The sequence below is a fragment of the Jannaschia seohaensis genome, assembly GCF_900116765.1.
Classification (GTDB): Bacteria; Pseudomonadota; Alphaproteobacteria; order Rhodobacterales; family Rhodobacteraceae; genus Jannaschia; species Jannaschia seohaensis.
This window is the reverse complement of the sequence record NZ_UETC01000024.1, coordinates 18,112-38,702: the sequence shown is the minus strand read 5'-3', so window position 1 is coordinate 38,702 and position 20,591 is coordinate 18,112. Positions and strand designations below refer to the sequence as shown.

The 20,591-nt window shown below is 68.4% G+C and carries 19 protein-coding genes, 1 pseudogene and 1 riboswitch; of the genes and pseudogenes, 12 read left to right on the top strand and 8 right to left on the bottom strand.

What is annotated here, in order from left to right:
* Positions 1–331 precede the first annotated feature (331 nt).
* Both metG and DTQ71_RS22480 read left to right on the top strand, forming a co-directional pair.
* On the top strand, positions 332–2,050 hold the full coding sequence (metG, locus tag DTQ71_RS22490; protein WP_109566522.1) for a methionine--tRNA ligase: 1,719 nt from the start codon (positions 332–334) through the stop codon (positions 2,048–2,050).
* Between the two features lie 417 nt (positions 2,051–2,467).
* The gene (locus DTQ71_RS22480; RefSeq protein ID WP_109566521.1) at positions 2,468–2,935 is read left to right on the top strand and encodes an Hsp20 family protein; all 468 of its coding nucleotides are present in this window, start codon (positions 2,468–2,470) and stop codon (positions 2,933–2,935) included.
* A 283-nt stretch (positions 2,936–3,218) separates the two neighbouring features.
* Here DTQ71_RS22480 and DTQ71_RS22475 read toward each other — a convergent pair whose 3' ends face one another.
* Positions 3,219–4,085, bottom strand: coding sequence for a hypothetical protein (locus DTQ71_RS22475; protein WP_109566520.1), 867 nt, complete (start codon positions 4,083–4,085; stop codon positions 3,219–3,221).
* 85 nt (positions 4,086–4,170) lie between these two features.
* Here DTQ71_RS22475 and miaB point away from each other — a divergent pair, with 85 nt between their 5' ends.
* The 9 genes and pseudogenes from miaB to metK all read left to right on the top strand — a co-directional run bounded on the left by miaB (position 4,171) and on the right by metK (position 12,233).
* Positions 4,171–5,514, top strand: coding sequence for a tRNA (N6-isopentenyl adenosine(37)-C2)-methylthiotransferase MiaB (miaB, locus tag DTQ71_RS22470; RefSeq protein WP_109566519.1), 1,344 nt, complete (start codon positions 4,171–4,173; stop codon positions 5,512–5,514).
* A 364-nt stretch (positions 5,515–5,878) separates the two neighbouring features.
* Positions 5,879–6,205, top strand: a pseudogene (locus tag DTQ71_RS25020) (hypothetical protein); the annotation flags it as partial.
* A gap of 33 nt (positions 6,206–6,238) precedes the next feature.
* The gene (locus DTQ71_RS22460; protein ID WP_109566518.1) at positions 6,239–6,547 is read left to right on the top strand and encodes a membrane lipoprotein lipid attachment site-containing protein; all 309 of its coding nucleotides are present in this window, start codon (positions 6,239–6,241) and stop codon (positions 6,545–6,547) included.
* 224 nt (positions 6,548–6,771) lie between these two features.
* Complete coding sequence (locus tag DTQ71_RS22455; RefSeq protein WP_245947710.1) at positions 6,772–7,728, top strand: PhoH family protein; 957 nt, start codon at positions 6,772–6,774, stop codon at positions 7,726–7,728.
* Complete coding sequence (locus tag DTQ71_RS22450) at positions 7,725–8,054, top strand: ribonuclease E inhibitor RraB (protein WP_109566516.1); 330 nt, start codon at positions 7,725–7,727, stop codon at positions 8,052–8,054. Before DTQ71_RS22455 ends, DTQ71_RS22450 begins: the two co-directional genes overlap by 4 nt.
* Positions 8,051–8,548: an rRNA maturation RNase YbeY gene (ybeY, locus tag DTQ71_RS22445; RefSeq protein WP_109566515.1), complete on the top strand. Its 498-nt coding sequence runs from the start codon at positions 8,051–8,053 to the stop codon at positions 8,546–8,548. The genes DTQ71_RS22450 and ybeY overlap by 4 nt, the downstream gene beginning before the upstream one ends.
* Positions 8,549–8,601: 53 nt before the next feature.
* A complete protein-coding gene (locus tag DTQ71_RS22440; protein ID WP_109566514.1) occupies positions 8,602–9,501 on the top strand; it encodes a hemolysin family protein in 900 nt (299 codons plus the stop codon).
* A 1-nt stretch (position 9,502) separates the two neighbouring features.
* Complete coding sequence (lnt, locus tag DTQ71_RS22435; RefSeq protein WP_109566513.1) at positions 9,503–10,984, top strand: apolipoprotein N-acyltransferase; 1,482 nt, start codon at positions 9,503–9,505, stop codon at positions 10,982–10,984.
* 9 nt (positions 10,985–10,993) lie between these two features.
* Positions 10,994–11,044: riboswitch (SAM-SAH riboswitch) on the top strand.
* 4 nt (positions 11,045–11,048) lie between these two features.
* Positions 11,049–12,233: a methionine adenosyltransferase gene (gene metK, locus DTQ71_RS22430; protein WP_109566512.1), complete on the top strand. Its 1,185-nt coding sequence runs from the start codon at positions 11,049–11,051 to the stop codon at positions 12,231–12,233.
* A gap of 109 nt (positions 12,234–12,342) precedes the next feature.
* On the opposite strand, the gene ribD is transcribed toward metK, so the two are convergent.
* From ribD to DTQ71_RS22415, 3 genes are all read right to left on the bottom strand, one after another.
* The gene (gene ribD, locus DTQ71_RS22425; RefSeq protein WP_245947709.1) at positions 12,343–13,437 is read right to left on the bottom strand and encodes a bifunctional diaminohydroxyphosphoribosylaminopyrimidine deaminase/5-amino-6-(5-phosphoribosylamino)uracil reductase RibD; all 1,095 of its coding nucleotides are present in this window, start codon (positions 13,435–13,437) and stop codon (positions 12,343–12,345) included.
* A 10-nt stretch (positions 13,438–13,447) separates the two neighbouring features.
* Positions 13,448–13,912, bottom strand: a complete 465-nt coding sequence (gene nrdR / locus DTQ71_RS22420) for a transcriptional regulator NrdR (RefSeq protein ID WP_109566510.1) — start codon at positions 13,910–13,912, stop codon at positions 13,448–13,450.
* Between the two features lie 99 nt (positions 13,913–14,011).
* Positions 14,012–14,428: a secondary thiamine-phosphate synthase enzyme YjbQ gene (locus DTQ71_RS22415; protein ID WP_109566509.1), complete on the bottom strand. Its 417-nt coding sequence runs from the start codon at positions 14,426–14,428 to the stop codon at positions 14,012–14,014.
* 62 nt (positions 14,429–14,490) lie between these two features.
* Here DTQ71_RS22415 and DTQ71_RS22410 point away from each other — a divergent pair, with 62 nt between their 5' ends.
* Positions 14,491–15,372: a glycosyltransferase family A protein gene (locus tag DTQ71_RS22410; protein WP_109566508.1), complete on the top strand. Its 882-nt coding sequence runs from the start codon at positions 14,491–14,493 to the stop codon at positions 15,370–15,372.
* A 197-nt stretch (positions 15,373–15,569) separates the two neighbouring features.
* Here the strand turns inward: DTQ71_RS22410 and DTQ71_RS22405 are convergent, their stop codons facing one another.
* From DTQ71_RS22405 to dnaG, 4 genes are all read right to left on the bottom strand, one after another.
* On the bottom strand, positions 15,570–15,833 hold the full coding sequence (locus DTQ71_RS22405) for an HlyU family transcriptional regulator (protein WP_109566507.1): 264 nt from the start codon (positions 15,831–15,833) through the stop codon (positions 15,570–15,572).
* Positions 15,834–15,853: 20 nt separating this feature from the next.
* Positions 15,854–16,498, bottom strand: a complete 645-nt coding sequence (locus DTQ71_RS22400) for a hypothetical protein (RefSeq protein WP_109566506.1) — start codon at positions 16,496–16,498, stop codon at positions 15,854–15,856.
* Positions 16,495–18,477 (bottom strand): RNA polymerase sigma factor RpoD, encoded by a 1,983-nt coding sequence (gene rpoD, locus DTQ71_RS22395; protein WP_109566505.1) that lies wholly within the window; start codon positions 18,475–18,477, stop codon positions 16,495–16,497. Before rpoD ends, DTQ71_RS22400 begins: the two co-directional genes overlap by 4 nt.
* Before the next feature lie 81 nt (positions 18,478–18,558).
* Positions 18,559–20,586, bottom strand: coding sequence for a DNA primase (gene dnaG / locus DTQ71_RS22390; protein ID WP_109566504.1), 2,028 nt, complete (start codon positions 20,584–20,586; stop codon positions 18,559–18,561).
* Positions 20,587–20,591 lie beyond the last annotated feature (5 nt).

The following is a 20,591-nucleotide window of genomic DNA, read 5'->3' as shown; positions in this document are numbered from 1 at the left end:
GCGGTCTTCGCCCACTTCAACGCCGACTTCGAGACCCAGGACGACATCCGCGGCCAGGTCGGCGCGACGCTGATCTCGGGCACGCCGGCCTACGGCGCCGACATCCACGCCCAGATCCGCGCGGAAGGCCTCGAAGACGAGTGATCCGCTAAACGCCTGCGCGGGCTTGCCCCCCGCCCGCGCGGACCACGCGATGCGCGCCCGGTCTCTCTCTCCCCGGCAGCGCCCCGCGCATGCGCCCCCGTCCAGGCCCACCGGCCCGGGCGGGGGCGCGGTGCTTGCGGGGAGCGGAGCGCCTCCCTAGAAGCGGGCTGTCCGTTCGGAGAGACCCATGGCCCGCACCCTCATCACCTCCGCGATTCCCTATATCAATGGGATCAAGCATCTGGGGAACCTGATCGGTTCGCAGCTGCCCGCCGACCTCTATGCCCGCTACCGCAGGGCGCGGGGCGACGAGGTCATGTTCATTTGTGCCACCGACGAGCACGGCACCCCCGCCGAACTGGCCGCCGCCAAGGCGGGTAAGCCCGTGGCGGAATATTGCGCCGAGATGTGGCGGGTGCAGAAGGACCTGGCCGACGGATTCCGCCTGTCCTTCGATCATTTCGGCCGCTCGTCGAGCCCGCAGAACCACCGCCTGACCCAGCATTTCGCGGGCAAGCTGGACGAGAACGGTCTCATCGAGGAGCGGGCCTCGCGCCAAGTCTACTCCGTTGCCGACGGCCGCTTCCTCCCCGACCGCTATGTCGAGGGGACCTGCCCGAATTGCGGTTATGACCGGGCCCGGGGCGACCAATGCGAGAACTGCACCAAGCAGCTCGACCCGACCGACCTGATCGAGCCGCGCTCCGCCATCTCGGGCTCGACCGAGCTGGAGGTGCGCGAGACCAAGCACCTGTTCCTGCTGCAATCCAAGCTGCGCGACAGGCTCGACGCCTGGATCGACGGGCAAGATAGCTGGCCGGTGCTGACCACCTCGATCGCCAAGAAATGGCTGCATGACGGGGACGGGTTGCAGGACCGGGGCATCACCCGCGACCTCCACTGGGGCGTGCCGGTGCGCAAGGGCGATCAGCCCTGGCCGGGGATGGAGGGCAAGGTCTTCTATGTCTGGTTCGACGCGCCTATCGAATACATCGCGGGGACCAATGAATGGGCCGACGCGAACGGCCTCGACGACGCGGCTTGGCGCCGTTGGTGGCGGTTGGACGAGGGGGCCGAAGACGTCCGCTATGTCCAGTTCATGGGCAAGGACAACGTGCCGTTCCACACGCTCTCCTTCCCGGCGACGGTCCTGGGCTCGGGCGAGCCCTGGAAGACCGTCGACTACCTCAAGTCCTTTAACTACCTGAATTATGACGGCGGCCAGTTCAGCACCTCCCAGGGGCGGGGCGTCTTCATGGACCAAGCGCTGGAGATCCTGCCCGCCGATTACTGGCGCTGGTGGCTGCTGTCCCATGCGCCGGAGACCTCGGACACGGAGTTCACCTGGGAGCGATTCCAGGCCGACGTGAACAAGGATCTGGCCGATGTGCTGGGCAATTTCGTCAGCCGTGTCACCAAGTTTTGCCGCTCCAAGTTCGGCGAGGAAGTGCCCGCGGGCGGCGAGTGGGGCGACCGCGAGCGGCATTTGTCGGAGCAGCTGGCGGGGCGTCTGACCGCGTATCAGACGCATATGGACGCCATCGAGATCCGCAAGGCCGCCGCCGAACTTCGGGCGATGTGGGTGCTGGGCAACGAATATCTGCAAGAGGCCGCGCCCTGGTCGGTGTTCAAGACCGATCCCGAACAGGCGGCGGCGCAGATTCGCCTCGCGCTCAATCTGATCCGTCTTTACGCTGTGGTCTCCGCTCCCTTCATCCCGGATACGGCGGCGGCGATGCTGGCGGCGATGAAGACCGGGGACGACAGCTGGCCCGACGATCTCGCGGCGGCGCTGAAAATGCTGCCGCCGGGGCATGTGTTCGAGGTTCCGGATGTGCTCTTTGCCAAGATCACGGACGCGCAGCGGGAGGATTGGGCGACGCGCTTCTCCGGCACTCGGGCGTGAGGCTCGGCGAGTTCGCCGAGCTAGAGCCGCTCTAGGGCGCGGGCCTCGCCTTTTTCACGGGGCTGGACTGGCGGGTGACGGCGATGAGGACCGGAGCGTAGGCTTCCTATCTCAAGACGCTCTGCTAGGAAGCCAGGGAGGTTTTCGCCCCTGGTCTCTCCAAGGCCGACGCCTCCAAGCGGACGGACGCCTTGCAGGAGAAGACCGAGCGCGGACCCTGAGCTGTTCCGCCCGGTCGGCGCCGGCGCGGCGGTCCGCAGCCGCGTCCCGATTTCTTGGCCGACCGGCCCTCTTGAACCGCGAAAAAGTGCTTCCCAAATTAACGATACCGGATGCCGAAACAGGGTCCGGTGTATCACGGCCCCGGTCCGCTTTGGAGGGGGTCAGCATATGTATCGCTTTGAAAGGATGCACTGAATGCGTACCTACGACTTCTCGCCGCTCTACCGTGCCACCGTCGGTTTCGACCGCATGGCCTCCATGCTCGACCGCGCCATGGCCGCCGACACGGCGACGACCTATCCGCCCTACAACATCGAAAAGCTCGGCGAGAACGCCTATCGGATCTCGATCGCCGTCGCGGGCTTCACCGCCGACGAACTCAACATCGAGGCAAAGGAAAACCAGCTGACCGTGACCGCCCGTAAGGCGGAGACCGATGAAAAGCCGGTCTACCTGCATCGCGGCATCGCGCAGCGCGCTTTCGAGAAGACCTTCCAGCTGGCCGACCATGTCCATGTGACGGGTGCCAGCCATGTGGACGGCATGCTCCATATCGAGTTGGAGCGTCAGGTGCCCGAAGCCCTGAAACCCCGCCGCATCCAGATCGCGTCGGGTTCCCGGTCCCCGGCCCTCGAAGGCAAGTCCGAGACCGTCGAGGCCTGACACCCGGCTGTTACTGACGACTTACGCGACGCGCGCCCTGTCGGGCGCGCGTTTTTTGTTGTCTCTCCCCCGGTGTCATGCGGTGTGTCTGGATCGCCGGGTTCGGCCCTGGTTGGGGAGCCCCCTTCGACCGGATCGCCATTTGGAGCGGCCGGGGGCCAGCCCCAGGACCCCCGGAGTATTTTCGGCCAGAAGAAGACAAGGCGCCGCACGGCCGGATGGGGCGGGCGCGGTTTGCAGTGGCGGTTGAGTGGGGCGGTGCGTCCGAGGTGCTGGGGCGGTGTCAGAACCACTGACCGGGTTCCATCAAGCCAAGCTCCATCAATTGCTGCGCGCCCCCGGTGAAGGGCACCGATCCGTCCCAGCGAAACCCCCGAATGGCCGCCCGCGATCCGGGATTGGTCGCGAGCGCCTTGGCCGCGCGGAACGAGGTGATGCAGGCGGTCATCGAATGGTGCCATTCGCACTGGATCGTGTTCATCTCCTCGACCGAGACCCGGTGATCCGGCAGCAAGCGCAGCCCAGGCCGCGCCCGCATCAGCGCCACGCGGTCGATCCGGCGGCGGGTCCAGGGCACGTGCTCCTCGAAGCGCCAGCGCAGCCCGCCATGAATGTCGACCTGCCGGGGCTTTTCGGCGCGAAGCGCCGGATCCCAGCGGCCCAGCGCGTAATAGCCGCGTGCGTCCAGCATTGCGCTCTCCCGGTCGACGCCGCCGGGATGGGCGGTGAGGTCGGCCGGATAGAGATCGGCCAGCACGGCGATCAAGTGGTCCCGCCGCTCTTCGGCGCAGAAGGCCAGCGCCGCGCCCACGGGTCGGGTCTCGCAAAAGGGCGTGTGGAGGAATTCGGCATTGTAGCACCAGCCGGTCCAGGCGCCCGCCGGGCGGCCCGCCAGCAGCGCGTTGACGACGACGGGGGCCAGATCGTCCGGCCGGCGGTCCAGGCGCAGGGGATGGACGCGGTCGGGGAGGGGGGCGGGCAGGGGCACGCCGGGCGCCAGCGCCAGCACGATGGCGGCGAAGCCGAGCGCCAGATGGTGCTCCAGGCTGCTTGCCAGCTCGACGCCGTCTTCGCACAGCAGCGCCAGAACCGGGCCCGTGCCCAGGGTGTCGGCCCGTGCCGTCAGGTCTTCGAGGGATGCGAACTCCATGATCGGGCGACCTTGCCGCGCCCCGCGCTCTTTCGCAACGGCGCGGCCTGGGCTAGACCGCCGCGACCCCCGAGGGAGCGCTCCGATGACCGACCATCCGCTGAAGCTGCACGTCAAGACCTATGGCTGTCAGATGAACGTCTATGACAGCGAGCGCATGGCCGAGGCCATGGGCCCCCAGGGCTATGTCCAGACCGACAGTCCCGAGGACGCCGACCTGATCCTGCTCAACACCTGCCATATCCGCGAAAAGGCGGCAGAGAAGGTCTATAGCGAGTTGGGCCGGCTCAAGGGGCTCAAGGCGAAGAACCCCGATCTGCGCATCGGCGTCGCGGGCTGCGTCGCCCAGGCCGAGGGGGCGGAGATCATGGCGCGTCAGCCCGCCGTCGATCTGGTGGTCGGACCCCAGGCCTATCACCGCCTGCCGGATCTCGTCGCCCGCGCCCGGAGCGGGGAGAAGGCGCTCGACACGGACATGCCCGAAGAGGACAAGTTCGAGCATCTGCCACAGGCGCGCACATGGGTGGGAACGGGGGCCAAGACCGTGCGACCCACCGCCTTCCTGACCGTGCAGGAGGGCTGCGACAAGTTCTGCGCCTTCTGCGTCGTCCCCTATACGCGCGGCGCCGAGGTCAGCCGCCCCGCCGCGCGGCTCATGTCGGAGGCGCGCGCGCTGGTCGATCGGGGCGTGAAGGAGATCACACTGCTCGGCCAGAACGTGAACGCCTATCACGGCGACGGGCCCGAGGGCGGCACCTGGTCGCTCGCCCGCCTGATCTGGGCGCTGGACGAGATCGAGGGGCTGGAGCGCATCCGCTTCACGACCTCGCATCCCAACGACTTCACCGACGATCTGATCGAGGCGCACGGGACCTGCGCCAAGCTGATGCCTTATCTGCACCTGCCGGTGCAGGCGGGCTCGGACCGGATCCTCAAGGCGATGAACCGCAAGCATACGGCCGAGCAATATGTCGCGCTGATCGACCGGCTGCGGGCCGCGCGGCCCGATCTGCTGCTCTCGGGCGACTTCATCGTGGGCTTTCCGGGCGAGACCGAGGAGGATTTCCAGGACACGCTGCGCCTGGTGGAGCGGGTGGGCTACGGCCAAGCCTATAGCTTCAAATATTCCGCCCGCCCCGGCACCCCCGCCGCCGAGAAGGAGGGGGTGCCTGAAGAGGTCGCCGCAGACCGGCTCCGGCGGCTCCAGGAGCTGCTCGGCCAGCAGCAGCGCGCCGCGCAGGAGGCCATGGTCGGGCGCGAGACGCATGTGCTGTTTGAGAAAGCCGGGCGGCTGCCGGGGCAGTTGGTGGGCAAGTCGGACTATCTTCAGGCGGTCCACGTGATCGCCCCTGATTCGCTCAAGGGGCAGGTCGCGCGGGTGCGCGTGACCGAGGCCAAGCCCAACTCCCTGGCCGCGGAACTGGTCTGATCGTTTCGGCAGGGGGGACGGTAAGCCCCCCTCCGGAGGCAGTGTTTCTCTAGAAAGCTCAAGGTGATAGAGGGGCTTCCCAAAGGGGCCGCATCGCGCGCATACTCTTGCCACCATCCATGCGATTGGGATGCGGACGGGTCTGCCAGCCTCCGCGCCCGGGGGGAGACGTCGCGACAGACGGGTCCGACCGCGCGCTGCGCCAGCTGCCCCGTCCCGCGTCCACGCAGACCGTTTCGCCTGTTTGAGGCGGGGTGCCGCGGGCCTGTCGGGGCCTGCTCGCGGTGCCATCTGTTTCAGGCCCTTCGCGCCGTGCGCTCCCCCCCGTCGGGGCGGTGCCGGGCTCAATTCAGGGGGGACCCCCGTGTCTCGTATCTATCACAGGACGATCCGGGCCGCGGCGCTCGTGGCGGCGCTTGGCGCCGCCCTGCCGGCCGCGGCGCAGACGATCGGCGATGTCGGCCGGGATTCTTCCGGCAATGTTTACACGTTTACCCGTGACGCCCAGGGCAACGGCGTCTGGACCCGCGGCCGCACCATGGCCGGCGGCACCGAGCGCACCATCCTCGCCGAGCGCTACACCCCGACGATCTGGGTCGATCCCGATGGCTGCGAGCATTGGGTGATGGATGATGGCGCCGAGGGCTTCATGACACCGCACCTGATGCCCAATGGCCGCCCGGTCTGCCGTGGCATGATGATGATGAACCCGGGAGACTGACCGATGCGCAAGATCATCCTTTCGGGCGTCGCCCTGGCCGTGCTGGCCGGGTGCCAGACGGCGAACACCGCCACCGACAAGATCCGCGACCGTCAGGTCATCGGCCGCTCCTCCCTGCAGGAGCTGTCGCCGGGCGTCTGGGTCGATCCGCGCGGTTGCCAGCACTGGCTGATCGATGACGGGGTCGAGGGCTATCTGTCCACCCGCTACGATCCGCGCACCGGGCTGCCCGTTTGCAACCGCGGCGATGCGCCGCCGGAATACGTGACCGGGCCGTTCCGCGCCGGCCAGGACGTCAACGATCCGATCTGATCCTCCGACCGGGTGAGGGGCAGGGGGCCGCGACGACCGTCGCGGCCCCCATTTTGTGCGGATGGATGAAATTCCTGCGACAGGCCCCATATCCTGTTTCAGGCGTCTTGCGCCGCCCCGCCCCCTGGGTCACCCTGACGCGCGACCCGTCACAGGAGCCCTCTTTGGCCGCACCCCTTTCCGACGCTATCGCCCTCCAGCTGGAGTTTCCCGACAACCGCCTGATGATCGACCTCGTCGGTCCGGGGGGCGCCCATCTTGCCCAGATCGAGCAGTTGCTCGGTGTGCAGATCGTGCATCGCGGCAACGCGCTGTTCGTCCATGGCGACGCCGCCCCCGAGGCCGAGCGCGTGCTCAACGGCCTCTATGCCCGCCTGGAGGCGGGCAAGGACGTGACCATGGGTGTGATCGACGGGCTGATCCGTCTGAGGGAGGGCGAATCCGAGCCCCGCGACGGCGACCAGGGAGAGATGTTCCCGGCCCCCGCGCTGGAGATTCGAACCCGCAAGAAGACCATGGAGCCGCGGACCGAGGCCCAGAAGGCCTATACCCAGGCGCTGCTCGACCATGAATTGACCTTTGGGATCGGCCCAGCCGGCACCGGCAAGACCTATATCGCCGTCGCCGTGGCGGTGTCGAAATTCCTCCAGGGCGAGGTCGACCGCATCATCCTGACCCGACCCGCCGTCGAGGCGGGCGAGAAGCTCGGATTTCTGCCCGGCACGCAGGACGACAAGATCGACCCCTATATGCAGCCGCTCTACGACGCGCTGAACGACTTCCTGCCTGGCAAGCAGCTGATCAAGCTGCGCGAGGAAAGGCAGGTGGAAATCGCGCCGCTGGCCTTCATGCGCGGCCGGACGCTCAACAACGCCTTCGTCATTCTGGACGAGGCGCAGAACGCGACGACGATGCAGATGAAGATGTTCCTCACCCGGCTGGGGCAAGGGTCGCGCATGGCGATTACCGGGGACCGGTCCCAGGTGGACTTGCCGCGCGGGGTGTATTCGGGTCTGCGGGATGCCGAGTCGATTCTGAAAGGGGTGGACGGGATCAGCTTCAACTACTTCACCGCCGCGGACGTGGTCCGGCATCCGTTGGTTGCAAAAATCATCACCGCCTATGAGGCCGACGATACGCGGCGCGAAGCGGCCCGTGCCGTCCGGGACGCCCGGGAATGATCGACACCGCAGCGCAAGAGGCCGCGAGCCGCGCGCAATGGGCGGAGATCGAGGGGCAGGCCAAGCTGCCCGCCCGCGCCATGATCGACCTGCATTTCAACGCCGGACCCGAGGCCGACGCCACCGAATTCATGGGCTGGCTGGAGGATCGCGGCTACGACGTCGAGCACTTCCCCGCAGAGGATGACGAGGAGGAGGCGATCGAGGTGCAGACCCCGGTGGTGGACCTGACCCTGGAGCGGATCCTCGTGGAAGAGCGGACATGCTCCGAGGCGGCGCTCCGCTTCGGTTTCGTCCCCGCCGGCTGGGGCTTCATGGGCGCATGACCGAGTCCGAACCCGAAATCGATGTCGTGGTCGAGGATCCGCGCTGGGACGCGCTGGAGCGGCTCTGCGGCGTGGCCATCCCCGCCGCCTTGGCCGATTGCGGGGTGAGTGGGCCCCGCGAGGTCGTCGTCATGGGCTGCGACGATACGCGGATCGCCGCGCTCAACGGCGAATTCCGAGGCAAGGAGCAGCCGACCAACGTGCTCTCCTGGCCCTCGGAGGAGCGCGGGGCCGAGACCCCGGGCGCCCATCCAACGCCACCGGGCTCCGAGCCGGAACTGGGCGATATCGCCATCGCCTGGGAGACCTGTCTCCGCGAGGCGGAGGAGCAGGGAAAGCCCTTCGACGCCCATGTGACCCATCTTCTGGTCCACGCCACACTGCATCTTTTGGGCTACGATCACGAGACCGATGCGGATGCCGCGCTGATGGAAGCGGCGGAAACCCGCATTCTCGCGGGTTTGGGTCTTCCCGATCCGTATGCCGGTCCCTAAATTGAACGGTGCGGGCCCGATGCCCGTCACCTAACGGGAGCCCTCCGGGTCCGATGACCGAAGACGGATCGTCTAACGCCGCGCAAAGCGCGCGGCCCACTGAAGGCCATACAGCCGAAGAGACCCCTCTCAGCGGCAGACCGGCGCGGGCCGGGTTCATGGCGCGACTTTTTGGCGGATTCGCTCCAACGGAGCAGGCGGCCATGACGAAAGACCATACCGACAACGGCGCCAAGGCGCATCACCCCGGCCTTCTGGGGCTCCAGGACAAGCGGCTCGACGACGTGCTGATCCCCCGGGCCGAGGTCGTCGCCGTTCCAGCCGATATCGACCTGCACGATCTGGTCGCCACGTTTCGCTCCTCGGGGATGACACGGCTGCCGGTCTTCGAGACCACGCTGGACGAGCCGGTGGGGATGATCCACCTGAAAGACCTCGCGCTGAACCATGGCTTCAACGGCGACCGGGAAAAGCCGTTCGACATCCGTCCGCTGATCCGGCCGCTGATCTATGCGCCGCCCTCCATGCCGGTCGCCGTGCTGCTGACCAAGATGCAGACCCAGCGTATCCATATGGCGCTGGTGATCGACGAATATGGCGGGGTCGACGGGCTCGTGACGCTGGAAGACCTGATCGAGCAGGTCATCGGCGAAATCGAGGACGAGCACGACCAGGACGAGGGACGCCTCTGGCGGCAGGAAAAGTCCGGCTGCTACCTCGCGCTCGCCCGCACGCCGCTCGACGAGTTCGAGGACGAGATCGGCTTCGCCCTGGCCGAGGACGAGGACCAGGAAGAGATCGACACGCTGGGCGGGCTGGTCTTCATGCTGGCCGGCCGCGTGCCGGAGCGGGGCGAGGTCATCCCCCACCCCTCGGGCATGGAGATCGAAGTCGTCGACGCCGATCCCCGCCGCATCAAGCGGTTGCGCCTGCGAATGCCGCGCGCGGCCTGACATGATCCTTCCGCGCTGGCTGACCGGGCCCCTCCTCTGGGCGCTGGCGGGCGCGGCTGCGGCCTTGGGCCAGGCGCCCTGGGGCCTGTGGCCCGTGGCGCTGGCGGGGTATGGGCTGGGCCTTGTGCTGATCGCCCGGGCGCGCGTGCCGGGGCTTGCGGGCTGGATCTTCGGCGCGGCGCATTTCGCGGTGGCCCTGCACTGGATCGTCGAGCCGTTCTTCGTCGATGCCGCCGCGACGGGCTGGCTCGCACCGATCGCTCTGGGCGCGATCTCTCTCGGGCTTGGCCTGTTCTGGGCCATGGCCGGGGCCGTGGGGGCGCGGCTCGGCGGCGCTCTCGGGGTCGCGGCGGCGCTCGGCGCGGCGGAACTCGCCCGCGCCTATGTGCTGACGGGCTTTCCCTGGGCGATGCCCGGCCATGTGCTGATCGCCTCGCCCGCGCTCCCCTCGGCGGGGATCCTCGGCGCGCATGGGTTGGGCCTGTGTCTGCTGCTGGGGATCGGCCTGATCGCCACCTGGCGGCCCGCCCTCTCCGCCTTCGGTGTGGCGCTGCTCTCGGCGCCCTTCGCCTTGGCGACGATCGGGCCGCCCACCGCCGAGGCCGCGCCGGATGCGCCGGTGATCCGCCTCGTCCAGCCCAACGCGCCGCAGGCTCAGAAGTGGGATCCGGATTTCATCGGTATCTTCTTCCGCCGCGGGCTGGAGGCGACGGCCGCCCCCAAGGTCGCGCCGGTGGCGCTGACCGTCTGGCCCGAGACCTCTCTGCCGCAGCTGTTGAGCTATTCCGAGGACATCCGCCCGATCCTGTCCAACGCGGCGGACGGGCCGGTCCTGATCGGCGCGCAGCGCTATGACGACGACGGGGCGCCGCGCAATGCCGCCGTGCTGCTGACCGGGTCCGAAGGCGAGATCGCCCATGTCTACGACAAGCATCGCCTCGTGCCGTTCGGCGAGTACCTCCCGCTGCCGCAGGTCGCCGAGGCGCTGGGCATCGGTCCCCTGGCGGCGCAGCTGGCCGGGCGCTATGCGCCCGGGCCGGGTCCGGATCTCATCGAGATTCCCGGTCTCGGTCCCGTTCTGCCGTTGATCTGCTACGAGGCGATCTTTCCGCAGGACATCCGCGCCGCTGACCGGCCCCGGGCCATCCTCCACCTCACCAACGACGCCTGGTTCGGTCAGGGGGCGGGGCCGCGCCAGCATCTCGCCCTGGCCCGCCTCCGCGCGGCCGAGAGCGGCCTGCCCGTGCTGCGCGCCGCCAATACCGGCATCTCGGCGGTGATCGACGCCCGTGGCGGGCTGATCGCGACGCTGGGTCTGAACGAGGTGGGGCATCTGGACGCCCTGCTGCCGCCGGCGGCGGCCCCGACGCCCTATGTCCGGATCGGCGATTGGCCGGCTTTGGCGCTGATCCTGACGGTGCTGGCGACGCTGGCGATCCGCAAGCGCGCAAGAGCGGTGGACGCCGGGAACGTTCGCGCATAGGGAAGGCCGACCGCGCTCCAACGGCTTCCTGACGGAGCGTCCGCATCTTTTACCGGAGCATCCCATGACCGTTCGCAAGACCCATTCCTTCACCTCCGAATCCGTGTCGGAGGGGCATCCGGACAAAGTCTGCGACCGGATCTCCGACGCCGTGCTCGATGCCCTTCTCGCCGAAGAGCCGGAGGCCCGGGTCGCTTGCGAGACCTTCGCCACGACCAATCGCGTCGTCATTGGTGGCGAGATCGGCCTCGCCGACCAGTCGAACCTCGCCCATCAGATGGAGCGGATCGAGCAGATCGCCCGCGATTGCATCAAGGATATCGGCTATGAGCAGGACAAGTTCCACCACGCGACCTGCGAGGTGACGAACCTGCTCCATGAGCAGTCGGCCCATATCGCCCAAGGCGTGACTGCCGCGGAGAACAGAGACGAGGGCGCGGGCGACCAGGGCATCATGTTCGGCTATGCCTGTGACGAGACGCCGGAGCTGATGCCGGCACCGATCCTCTACGCTCACGCGATCCTCCGTCGCCTGGCCGAAGTGCGCAAGAACGGCACCGAGCCCAGCCTCGGCCCCGACGCCAAGTCGCAGCTGACGGTGCGTTACGAGAACGGGCGTCCGGTCGGCGTGTCGTCCGTCGTGCTCTCGACCCAGCATCTCGACGAGGACATGACCTCCGACGATGTGCGCTCCGTCGTCGAGCCCTATATCCGCGAGACCTTGCCCGAGGGCTGGCTGACGGAGGCGACCGAATGGTGGGTCAACCCCACCGGAAAATTCGTCATCGGCGGGCCGGATGGCGATGCGGGGCTGACCGGCCGCAAGATCATCGTCGACACCTATGGCGGCGCCGCGCCGCATGGGGGCGGGGCCTTTTCGGGCAAGGATCCGACCAAGGTCGACCGCTCAGCGGCCTATGCGGCGCGCTACCTCGCCAAGAACATCGTCGCCGCGGGCCTTGCCAGCCGCGCGACCTTGCAGCTGAGCTATGCGATCGGGGTGGCCAAGCCGCTCTCGATCTATGTCGACACCCACGGCACCGGCGAGGTCGACGAGGCCGAGATCGAGCGCGCGGTGAGCCAGGTCATGGACCTGACCCCGCGCGGCATCCGCCGGCACCTCCAGCTGAACCGCCCGATCTACCAGCGCACGGCGGCTTATGGCCATTTCGGCCGGGCGCCCGACGCCGATGGCGGTTTCTCCTGGGAGAAGACGGATCTGGCGGAGGCGCTCAAGGCCGCGGTCTGAGCCTGGCCGCGGGCGGGGAGGGGGGCTCTGCCCCCCATCGGCCCATGGCCGATCCCCCCGGAGTATTTCCGGCCAGAAGAAGGGGCGGTTAACCTTTGTTGCTGAAAGGTTAGTGGTCGGATGCCCAGCGGGTCAGCACGTCGGGGCCGAGGCGGCGCATCTCCTTCAGCGTAAGACGCGGGGCGTCGGCGAGGGCCGAGAGGCCCATCGCGCCCAGGGCGGGGATGCCTTCCGCGCCGATGGCGGCCCCGGCGGTGTAGCAGTCCAGCCGATCGACCAGTCCGGCTTGCAGAAGGGCCGCGGCGAGCGTGCCCCCGCCTTCGCAATAGACGCGGGAGAGGCCGCGCTCCGCCAGCAGGCCGAGCGCCGCGGCGAGGTCCAGGCCGCCGCCCAAGGACGGAACGGGCTGGCAGATGACGCCCGTCGCTTCCAGCGCGGCGCGGCGTGCGGGGGCGGCGTGTGGGCCATGCAGCATCCAGACCGGGGCGATCGCCGTGGAGCGGGTCAAGGCGCTATCCTGTGGCACGTCCAGACGGCGGGAGAGAACGATGCGCACGGGTTGCGGCACGTCGCCCTGGCCCCGCACCGTCAATTGCGGATCGTCGGCGCGCGCGGTCCCGGCGCCGACCATCACCGCGTCATGGCAGGCCCGTTGCCCGTGGACATGGGCGCGGGCGAAGGGCCCGGTGATCCACTGGCTCTCGCCCGAGGCGGTGGCGATCCGGCCGTCGAGCGTGGTGGCGAGTTTGAGCGTCAGCAGCGGCCGCCCGCGTTGGATGCGGCTGAGGAAGCCCGCCTGGAGGCCGCGGGCCTCCGCCTCCCGGACGCCTTCGATCACCTCGGTCCCCGCGGCGCGCAGCCGCGCCACGCCGCCTCCATCGACCCGCGGGTCGGGGTCCCGCTGCGCTATGACAACCCGGGCGACACCCGCGGCGATCAGCGATTCGGCACAGGGCGGGGTAACCCCGTGATGGGCGCAGGGTTCCAGCGTGACATAGGCCGTGGCCCCCCGCGCGGCCTCGCCCGCTTGCGCGAGCGCGACCGTCTCGGCATGGGGCCGTCCGCCATCGGCGGTGCGCCCGCGTCCCACCATACGGCCCCCGGCTACGATGATGCAGCCCACCGCCGGGTTCGGCCAGACGCGGCCCAGGCCCCGCGCGGCCAGGGCCAGCGCGGCGCCCATCCATCGGCCGTGGTCGCTCACGTGGCGGTCATCACGTATCGGGCGCGGGCGGGCGCAGCTCGGCCACGAAATCCTCGAAATCGTCCGCGGCCTGGAAGTTCTTGTAGACGCTGGCGAAGCGCACATAGGCGACGGTGTCGATGGCCGCCAGCCGCTCCATCACGATCTCGCCGATCGTCTTGGAGGGGATGTCGGTGTCGCCCATGCTCTCCAGCCGCCGCACGATGCCCGAGATCATCTGGTCGATCCGCTCCGGGTCGATCGGGCGCTTCTGCATCGAGATGCGGATCGAGCGTTCCAGCTTGAGCCGGTCGAACTCCTCCCGCTTGCCGGAGGATTTCACCACCACCAGATCGCGCAATTGCACCCGCTCATAGGTGGTGAAGCGGCCGCCGCAGGCCGGGCAGAAGCGGCGGCGGCGGATGGCGACGTGATCTTCCGCGGGACGCGAATCCTTCACCTGGGTGTCGACATTCCCGCAAAAGGGGCAGCGCATCGCTCGGTCTCCGCTCGCTGTGGTCCGCCAGATGTGGCACCTTGTGCCATGGCTGGGTGCCAGATCACTCTGCCCCCCCAGGGGTTGCGTGGCAAGAGCTCAGCGGTCGGCGGCGAAATGGGCGGCAACCTCGCGGGTATGCGGGCGGGTGCGGTGCTCTACGAGGTAGATCCCTTGCCACGTCCCGAGCCGCATCGTCCCTCGCGCAACAGGGATCTGAAGCGAGACCGGCAGCAGCATGGCCTTGATATGGCCGGGCATGTCGTCGGGGCCCTCATAGGTATGGGTCAGGTAGGACAGGCTCGGGTCGGTCGAAGGGGGCACCGTGCGGTGCAGCCATTCGGTCAGGTCGGTCTGGACCTCGGGGTCGGCATTCTCTTGGATCAGCAGGCTGGCGGAGGTGTGGCGGATCATCAGCGTCAGGAGGCCGTCTTCGCGGGGCAGCCAGGCGGCGACCTGGCGGGTGAACTCGGTCAGGCCGGGGCCGCGGGTCTGGAGCGTGAAGGTGGTCTGCATCGGGGGCCTTCGGTTGTGTGGCGGGCATCCTGCGGTCATGTAGGGCGCGGGGAGGGGCCGGCTTGGACGATCTCGAAATCTTCGTGTTCAGCTATGACAGGGGCGCGCATCTGGCTTGGTGCCTGGACAGCCTCGCGCGGCACGCGCCGGGAGTGCCGGTGACGGTGATGGACGACCGCTCCGCCGATCCTCGGGTGGCGGAGGCGCTGGTAGGGCGCGACGTGACCGTCTGGCGGCCGGAGGCACGGGCGGGCGCGCGGCTGGGCGGGCTCTATGCCAACATGCAGGCGGCGTTCGACCGCTGTGAGGCGCGTTGGGCGATGTTCGTGCAGGACGATTGCCAGACGATCCGGCCGCTGGATGCCGGGGTGCGGGCCGATCTGGAGGCGGTCTTCGCGGACCCGGCGCAAATGGTGGCGACGCCGCTCATCGCCATGGGCCCACGCCAGGGGCGGCGGGCGGGGCAGTTCCGCCCGGTGGCCGGGGGCGCGGCCTTCCATTTCGTGCCGCCCGGGGGGCGGGGCTCCCCCACGGCGCAGTATTTCTACGCGCTCTCGGTGCTGGATGTGCCACGGCTGCGGGCGGCGGGCTGGCGCTTCGCGCGCAGCGAGGCCGAGTGCGCGCGGGCGTTGCAAGCGCTGGGCGCGGCGCCGATGGCGCATATGGCGCGACCCTGGCTGGCGCAACTGCCGGAGGTGCCCACCTCGCGCTTCGGGCGCCGCACCCTGGGGGCCGCGCTGGCGGAGCGGCTGGACGGGCCGGAGGTGCGGGGCTTTCGCGACCTTCCCGGCCAGGTCGAGGGCGACGGAACCCGGCCACCGGTCGCGGAAGACGTGCTTCAGCCGACCCACCCGAGCACGACCCGCCCCTTCGTCCATAAAGGGGTGAACCGGCGTCTCTGGACGCGGGCGCTGAACAAGCTGGAGATGCGGCTGCGGCGCTGATCCGGGCGTCGGGTGGCGTATTTGCTCAGCAGCGGTCCGAGCCCCGGGAGGGCCGCTTGCACATGGACATGGCTCGTTGTGGCCTCCCATGACCCGAACTCGGTCACGACCGGAACCGACGCGGAGCCCGATGACAGGGGCCCACCCAAATCCGATGGCTGACGGCGGCGGCCCTGGCACCGGCCAAGCCCGCGCCGTCACAAGAAGATGCGGTCGCCCTGTTGGTCGATGACTTGCTTTGCCTTCAGCATCGTGGCCTCGACCGCCCCGTCATGGTCGCGCAGCGTGTCCGCGCGGATCATGTGATGGGTCTTGCCATCCCTCTCGATCGTCGCCGCGATGCGAAACCCGTCGCTCGTCTTCTGCGGCGCCGGGGTGATGGCGAAGCCCTTGTATTCCTCGGCCGGGAGCGGCTCGGGCTCGGACGGGGCGCCGCCGAAAATCTTGGAAAGCCAGGACATCGGAGTCCTCCTGTGTCGCGTCACTCAAGTTCCTGGACATGTGGATGCACCGAGACGATGGACCGGCGCAACGTGTGACCGTTTGACAGTCCCAACGCGTGGAATGCCACGGCCTCGGCGCTTGCCCAGGTTTCGGGGTGCTCCGGCCCGGACATGTCGCGATCTCCGACGAAGCCGACCAGCAGGAGCGTCGCGTCAAGTCCGCGGGATCGCATGAACCAAAGATGCGCGATGCGGTTCGCCAATTGGTAGAGGCAGCGCGTCCAGTCGGCGGGCGGGCGGAGACCTTCGGCTCTCTGGACGGTCCCGAAGGCGGCCTCGATCCGGGGCCGGGAGGATGGGCCGGCCTGCGTCGCAGGCGAAAGAAACTCAGCCAGATGGGCCTTGGCTTCCACCAGAACGGGGGCGCCGTCGATATGTCCCAGGGCGTCCCATTGTGGGCCGCGCCGGGGCCAGAAGGCGCGTAGGGCCGCGCCATGATCCGAGAGCCCGAGGCGGCGGAGAGAATCCTCGTCCGAATATTCTGCCCAATCGTCCGACCGCAACGGCGAGAGCCACTCCACCCGCCGCCGATTGGGGAGATTGAGCAGATCGGGCCGCCGTTCGACGGCCCGCTGGATCCATTTCAGGCTCCCCTTGCAGCCCTCGGGCTGCGGGACCCTCACTGATCCAGGAAGCTGCGCAGCTTGCGCGAGCGCGACGGATGCTTGAGCTTGCGCAGCGCCTTCGCCTCGATCTGGCGGATGCGTTCGCGGGTGACCGAGAATTGCTGGCCGACTTCCTCCAGGGTGTGGTCGGTGTTCATCCCGATGCCGAAACGCATGCGCAGGACCCGCTCCTCGCGGGGCGTCAGCGACGAGAGCACGCGGGTCGTGGTCTCCTTCAGGTTCTCCTGAATGGCGCTGTCGAGCGGGAGGACGGCGTTCTTGTCCTCGATGAAGTCGCCGAGCTGCGAATCTTCCTCGTCGCCGATGGGCGTCTCCAGCGAGATCGGCTCCTTGGCGATCTTCATCACCTTGCGGACCTTTTCGAGCGGCATCTGCAGCTTGGCGGCCAGCTCCTCTGGCGTCGGTTCGCGGCCGATTTCGTGCAGCATCTGGCGGCCGGTGCGGACCAGCTTGTTGATCGTCTCGATCATGTGGACCGGGATGCGGATCGTGCGGGCCTGGTCGGCTATCGATCGGGTGATCGCCTGCCGGATCCACCAGGTCGCGTAGGTCGAGAACTTGTAGCCGCGGCGATATTCGAACTTATCGACCGCCTTCATCAGGCCGATATTGCCCTCCTGGATCAGGTCCAGGAACTGCAAGCCGCGGTTGGTGTATTTCTTCGCGATGGAGATCACGAGGCGCAGGTTGGCCTCGACCATCTCCTTCTTGGCCTGCCGGGCTTCCTTCTCGCCCTTCTGCACCTGGTTCACGATGCGGCGGTATTCGCCGATATCGACCCCCACATATTGGCCGACCTGCGCCATGTCGGCGCGCAACTCCTCGACCTTGTCGCGGGAGCGCTCGAACAGCGCCTGCCAGCCGCGTCCGTCCTTGGCGGCCATCCGGTCGACCCAGGTCGGGTCCAACTCGGCGCCGCGATAGGCTTCGATGAACTCGCGGCGGTTGATGCGGGCCTGGTCGGCCAGCTTCACCATGCCCGAATCGATCGACATGATGCGGCGGTTGATGCCGTAGAGCTGGTCGATCAGCGCCTCGATGCGGTTGTTGTGCAGGTGCAGCCCGTTGACCAGTTCCACAATCTCGGAGCGGAGCGCCTGGTAGGTCTCCTCGTCCTGCTGCGAGAAGCTGCCATCCTCGTTCAGCGTGGCCGAGATCCGCATGTCCTGCATATCGGACAGTTTGGCGTAATCCTCGGCGATGCGGTCCAGCGTCTCCAGCACGCGGGGCTTGAGCGCGGCCTCCATCGCCGCGAGGGACATGTTGGCGCCCTCGTCGTCATCGTCGTCGTCGTCCGAAGTGATCGGGTTGCCGTCGGCGTCGAGCTCGGTCTTCGACTCGGCCTTGTTGTCATTGGCCGGGGTGGCGGCGGAGGCGACGGGCGTGTCGGCCTCCTCCTCCATCTGGTCGCCGAAGGTCGTCTCCAGGTCGATCACGTCGCGAAGGAGGATGTCTTCGGACAGAAGTTCGTCCCGCCAGATCGTAATCGCCTGGAATGTCAGCGGGCTCTCGCAGAGGCCCAGGATCATCGTGTTGCGGCCGGCCTCGATGCGCTTGGCGATGGCGATCTCGCCCTCGCGCGACAGCAGCTCGACCGAGCCCATTTCCCGCAGATACATGCGCACCGGGTCGTCGGTGCGGTCGAGCTTCTGCTCGGACTGCTCGGCGGTGGCGACGGCGCCGCCTTTCTTGGAGGCGTCGACCAGTTCGGTGGAGCCCTGCGGCTTCTGGTCGTCCTCTTCCTCGGCTTCCTCGGCCTCGACGATGTTGATGCCCATCTCCGAGAGCATCGACATCACATCCTCGATCTGCTCGGACGAGACCTGTTCCGGGGGCAGGACCTGATTGAGTTGATCGTAGGTGATGTATCCGCGGGCCTTGGCCTCGGCGATCATGCGCTTGACGGCGGCCTGGCTCATATCGAGCGAGATATCGCCCTCGGCGTCGGGCTTCTGGTCGTCCGTGTCTTTGGCCATCCGTGTCCCTCCGACGGAATCATCGAATCTAATCAGCGTGAACGAATCACTAGCGCGAATCGCCGGGGGCCGCACCCCGAATCACTTTTTGCGGCGCTTCTTCTCTAGGGCCGTGGCCAGCAGATCGTCATAATAGGAGGCATTTGACGCTTCTGTCGCGCCATCTCCCTTCATGCCGTCGCTGACGCGGGCCGCGTCATGGCGGCGCCGGGCCGCTTGGGCCAGGCGCCATGTCATCGCTTCGTCGCCGCCATCGGCGAAATCCTCAAGTGCTTCGCGCGCTTCCCGGTCGATGCCGCGCCGGGTTTCCAGGCTGACGAAGGCACCCAGAATGCAGGGATGGGCGTCTTCGGGCGTGGCGCCGGCGCGCGCGGCCGGCGAGATGCGGATTTGGGGCTGAGCGAGAAGGGAATCAAGAACTTCCTCGCCGATCTCGCGATTCAGTTGCCCACGGCTCTCGGTCATGTCCTGGCCTTCGGGCAGGCGCAGCAGCGCGGTGGCGAGCCGGGCATGGGTGTCGCGGCTCCAGGTCGTGTCCTCCAGCCGCTCGGCAAAGGCGCCGATCAGGGCGGGATGCAGCACCAGGCCGGCCAAGGCGACCTGTTCCAGCAGCGATTCCGGGTCGAGCGCCCCCTGCACGAGGGGCGAGGCCCGCGTCACGGGGGAGGCGGGTTTGGGTGCGTCCCAACGAGGGCGCCGCCCGCCGCCGCGGCGCGGCTGGGGCGGTGGCGACCAGGAGGCCGGGCTGGGCTCCGGCGGGTGCGGGGGCCCCCAGCGGTCATCCTCCACTGGCGGCGCGGGCGGGGCGGCGGGCAGCTCGACCAGAGGCACGCCGAACAGCTCGGCCCGCAGCCGCGCGACCTCCTGCGCGTAATGGCGGCGCAGGCTGGGATCGGCGATCCGCCCCAGCAGCGCCCGAAGGTCGCGGTCGAGCATGGCGCGCCGCTCGGGGCTGTCGAAGCTCCGGCCCTCGGTCTCCCGCGCCCAAAGTAGCGCCAGCATGGGCTTGGCCGCGTCCAAGACACGTCGCATCGCGCCGGGACCTTCGGCGCGGATCAGGTCGTCCGGGTCCTTGCCCTCGGGCAGGATGGCGAAGCGCAGGCTCTGGCCCGCTTCGATCAGCGGCAGCGCCAGATCGGCGACGCGGAGCCCGGCCTTCTGCCCCGCCGCGTCGCCGTCCAGCGCGATCAGCGGCTCGGGCGTCACCCGCCACATCAGCTGCAACTGTCGCTCCGTCACGGCGGTGCCCAGCGGCGCGACCGCGGCCTCGAACCCGGCCTGGGCCAGCGCGATCACGTCCATATAGCCTTCGGCCACGATCAGCGGCTGGCCCTTGCCCGCCGCCATGCGCGCCGCGCGCAGGTTGTAGAGATTCGCGCCCTTGTCGAAGAGCTCCGTCTCGGGGGAGTTCAGATACTTGGCGGGCGAGTTCGGGTTCATCGCCCGCCCGCCGAAGCCGATCACCCGATCCCGCCCGTCACGGATTGGAAAGATGATGCGGTTGATGAAGCGGTCGCGGCGGCGCCCGTCCTCCTCGGCCAGGGCGAGGCCGGCCGCCTCGATGGTCTCGAAAGGGACGTCCTTGGCCAGCAGCGCGGTCAGCAGCGCATCGGGCTGCGACGGCGCAAAGCCGATCTCGAAGCGGTCCAGCGTCTCCGGGCGCAGGCCCCGTCGCTCCAGATAGGCGCGCGCCTCGCGGGCGGCGGCGCCGTTGAGCTGCATCCGGAACCACTTCGCCGCGGCCTCGGTGACGCGGGCCAGTTCGGTCCGTCGGTCCGCCTTCTCGGCGGCCTTCGGGTCTCGGGCGGGCATCTGCACACCCGCCTCGCGGGCGAGGATCTCGACGGCCTCCATGAAGCCGACATTCTCGGTCTCCTCGACGAACTTGAAGAGGTTGCCCTTCGCCTGACAGCCGAAGCAGTAATAGTAGCCCTTGCTGTCGACCACGTGGAAGCTGGCCGACTTTTCCTGATGGAACGGGCAGGGGGCCCACCAGTCGCCCTTGGCCTGGTTGGTCTTCCTCATGTCCCATGTGACCTTGCGCCCGACGACCTGGCTCAGGCTCAGCCGGGACTTGAGATCGTCGAGGAAACTGTCGGGCAAGCGCATGGACG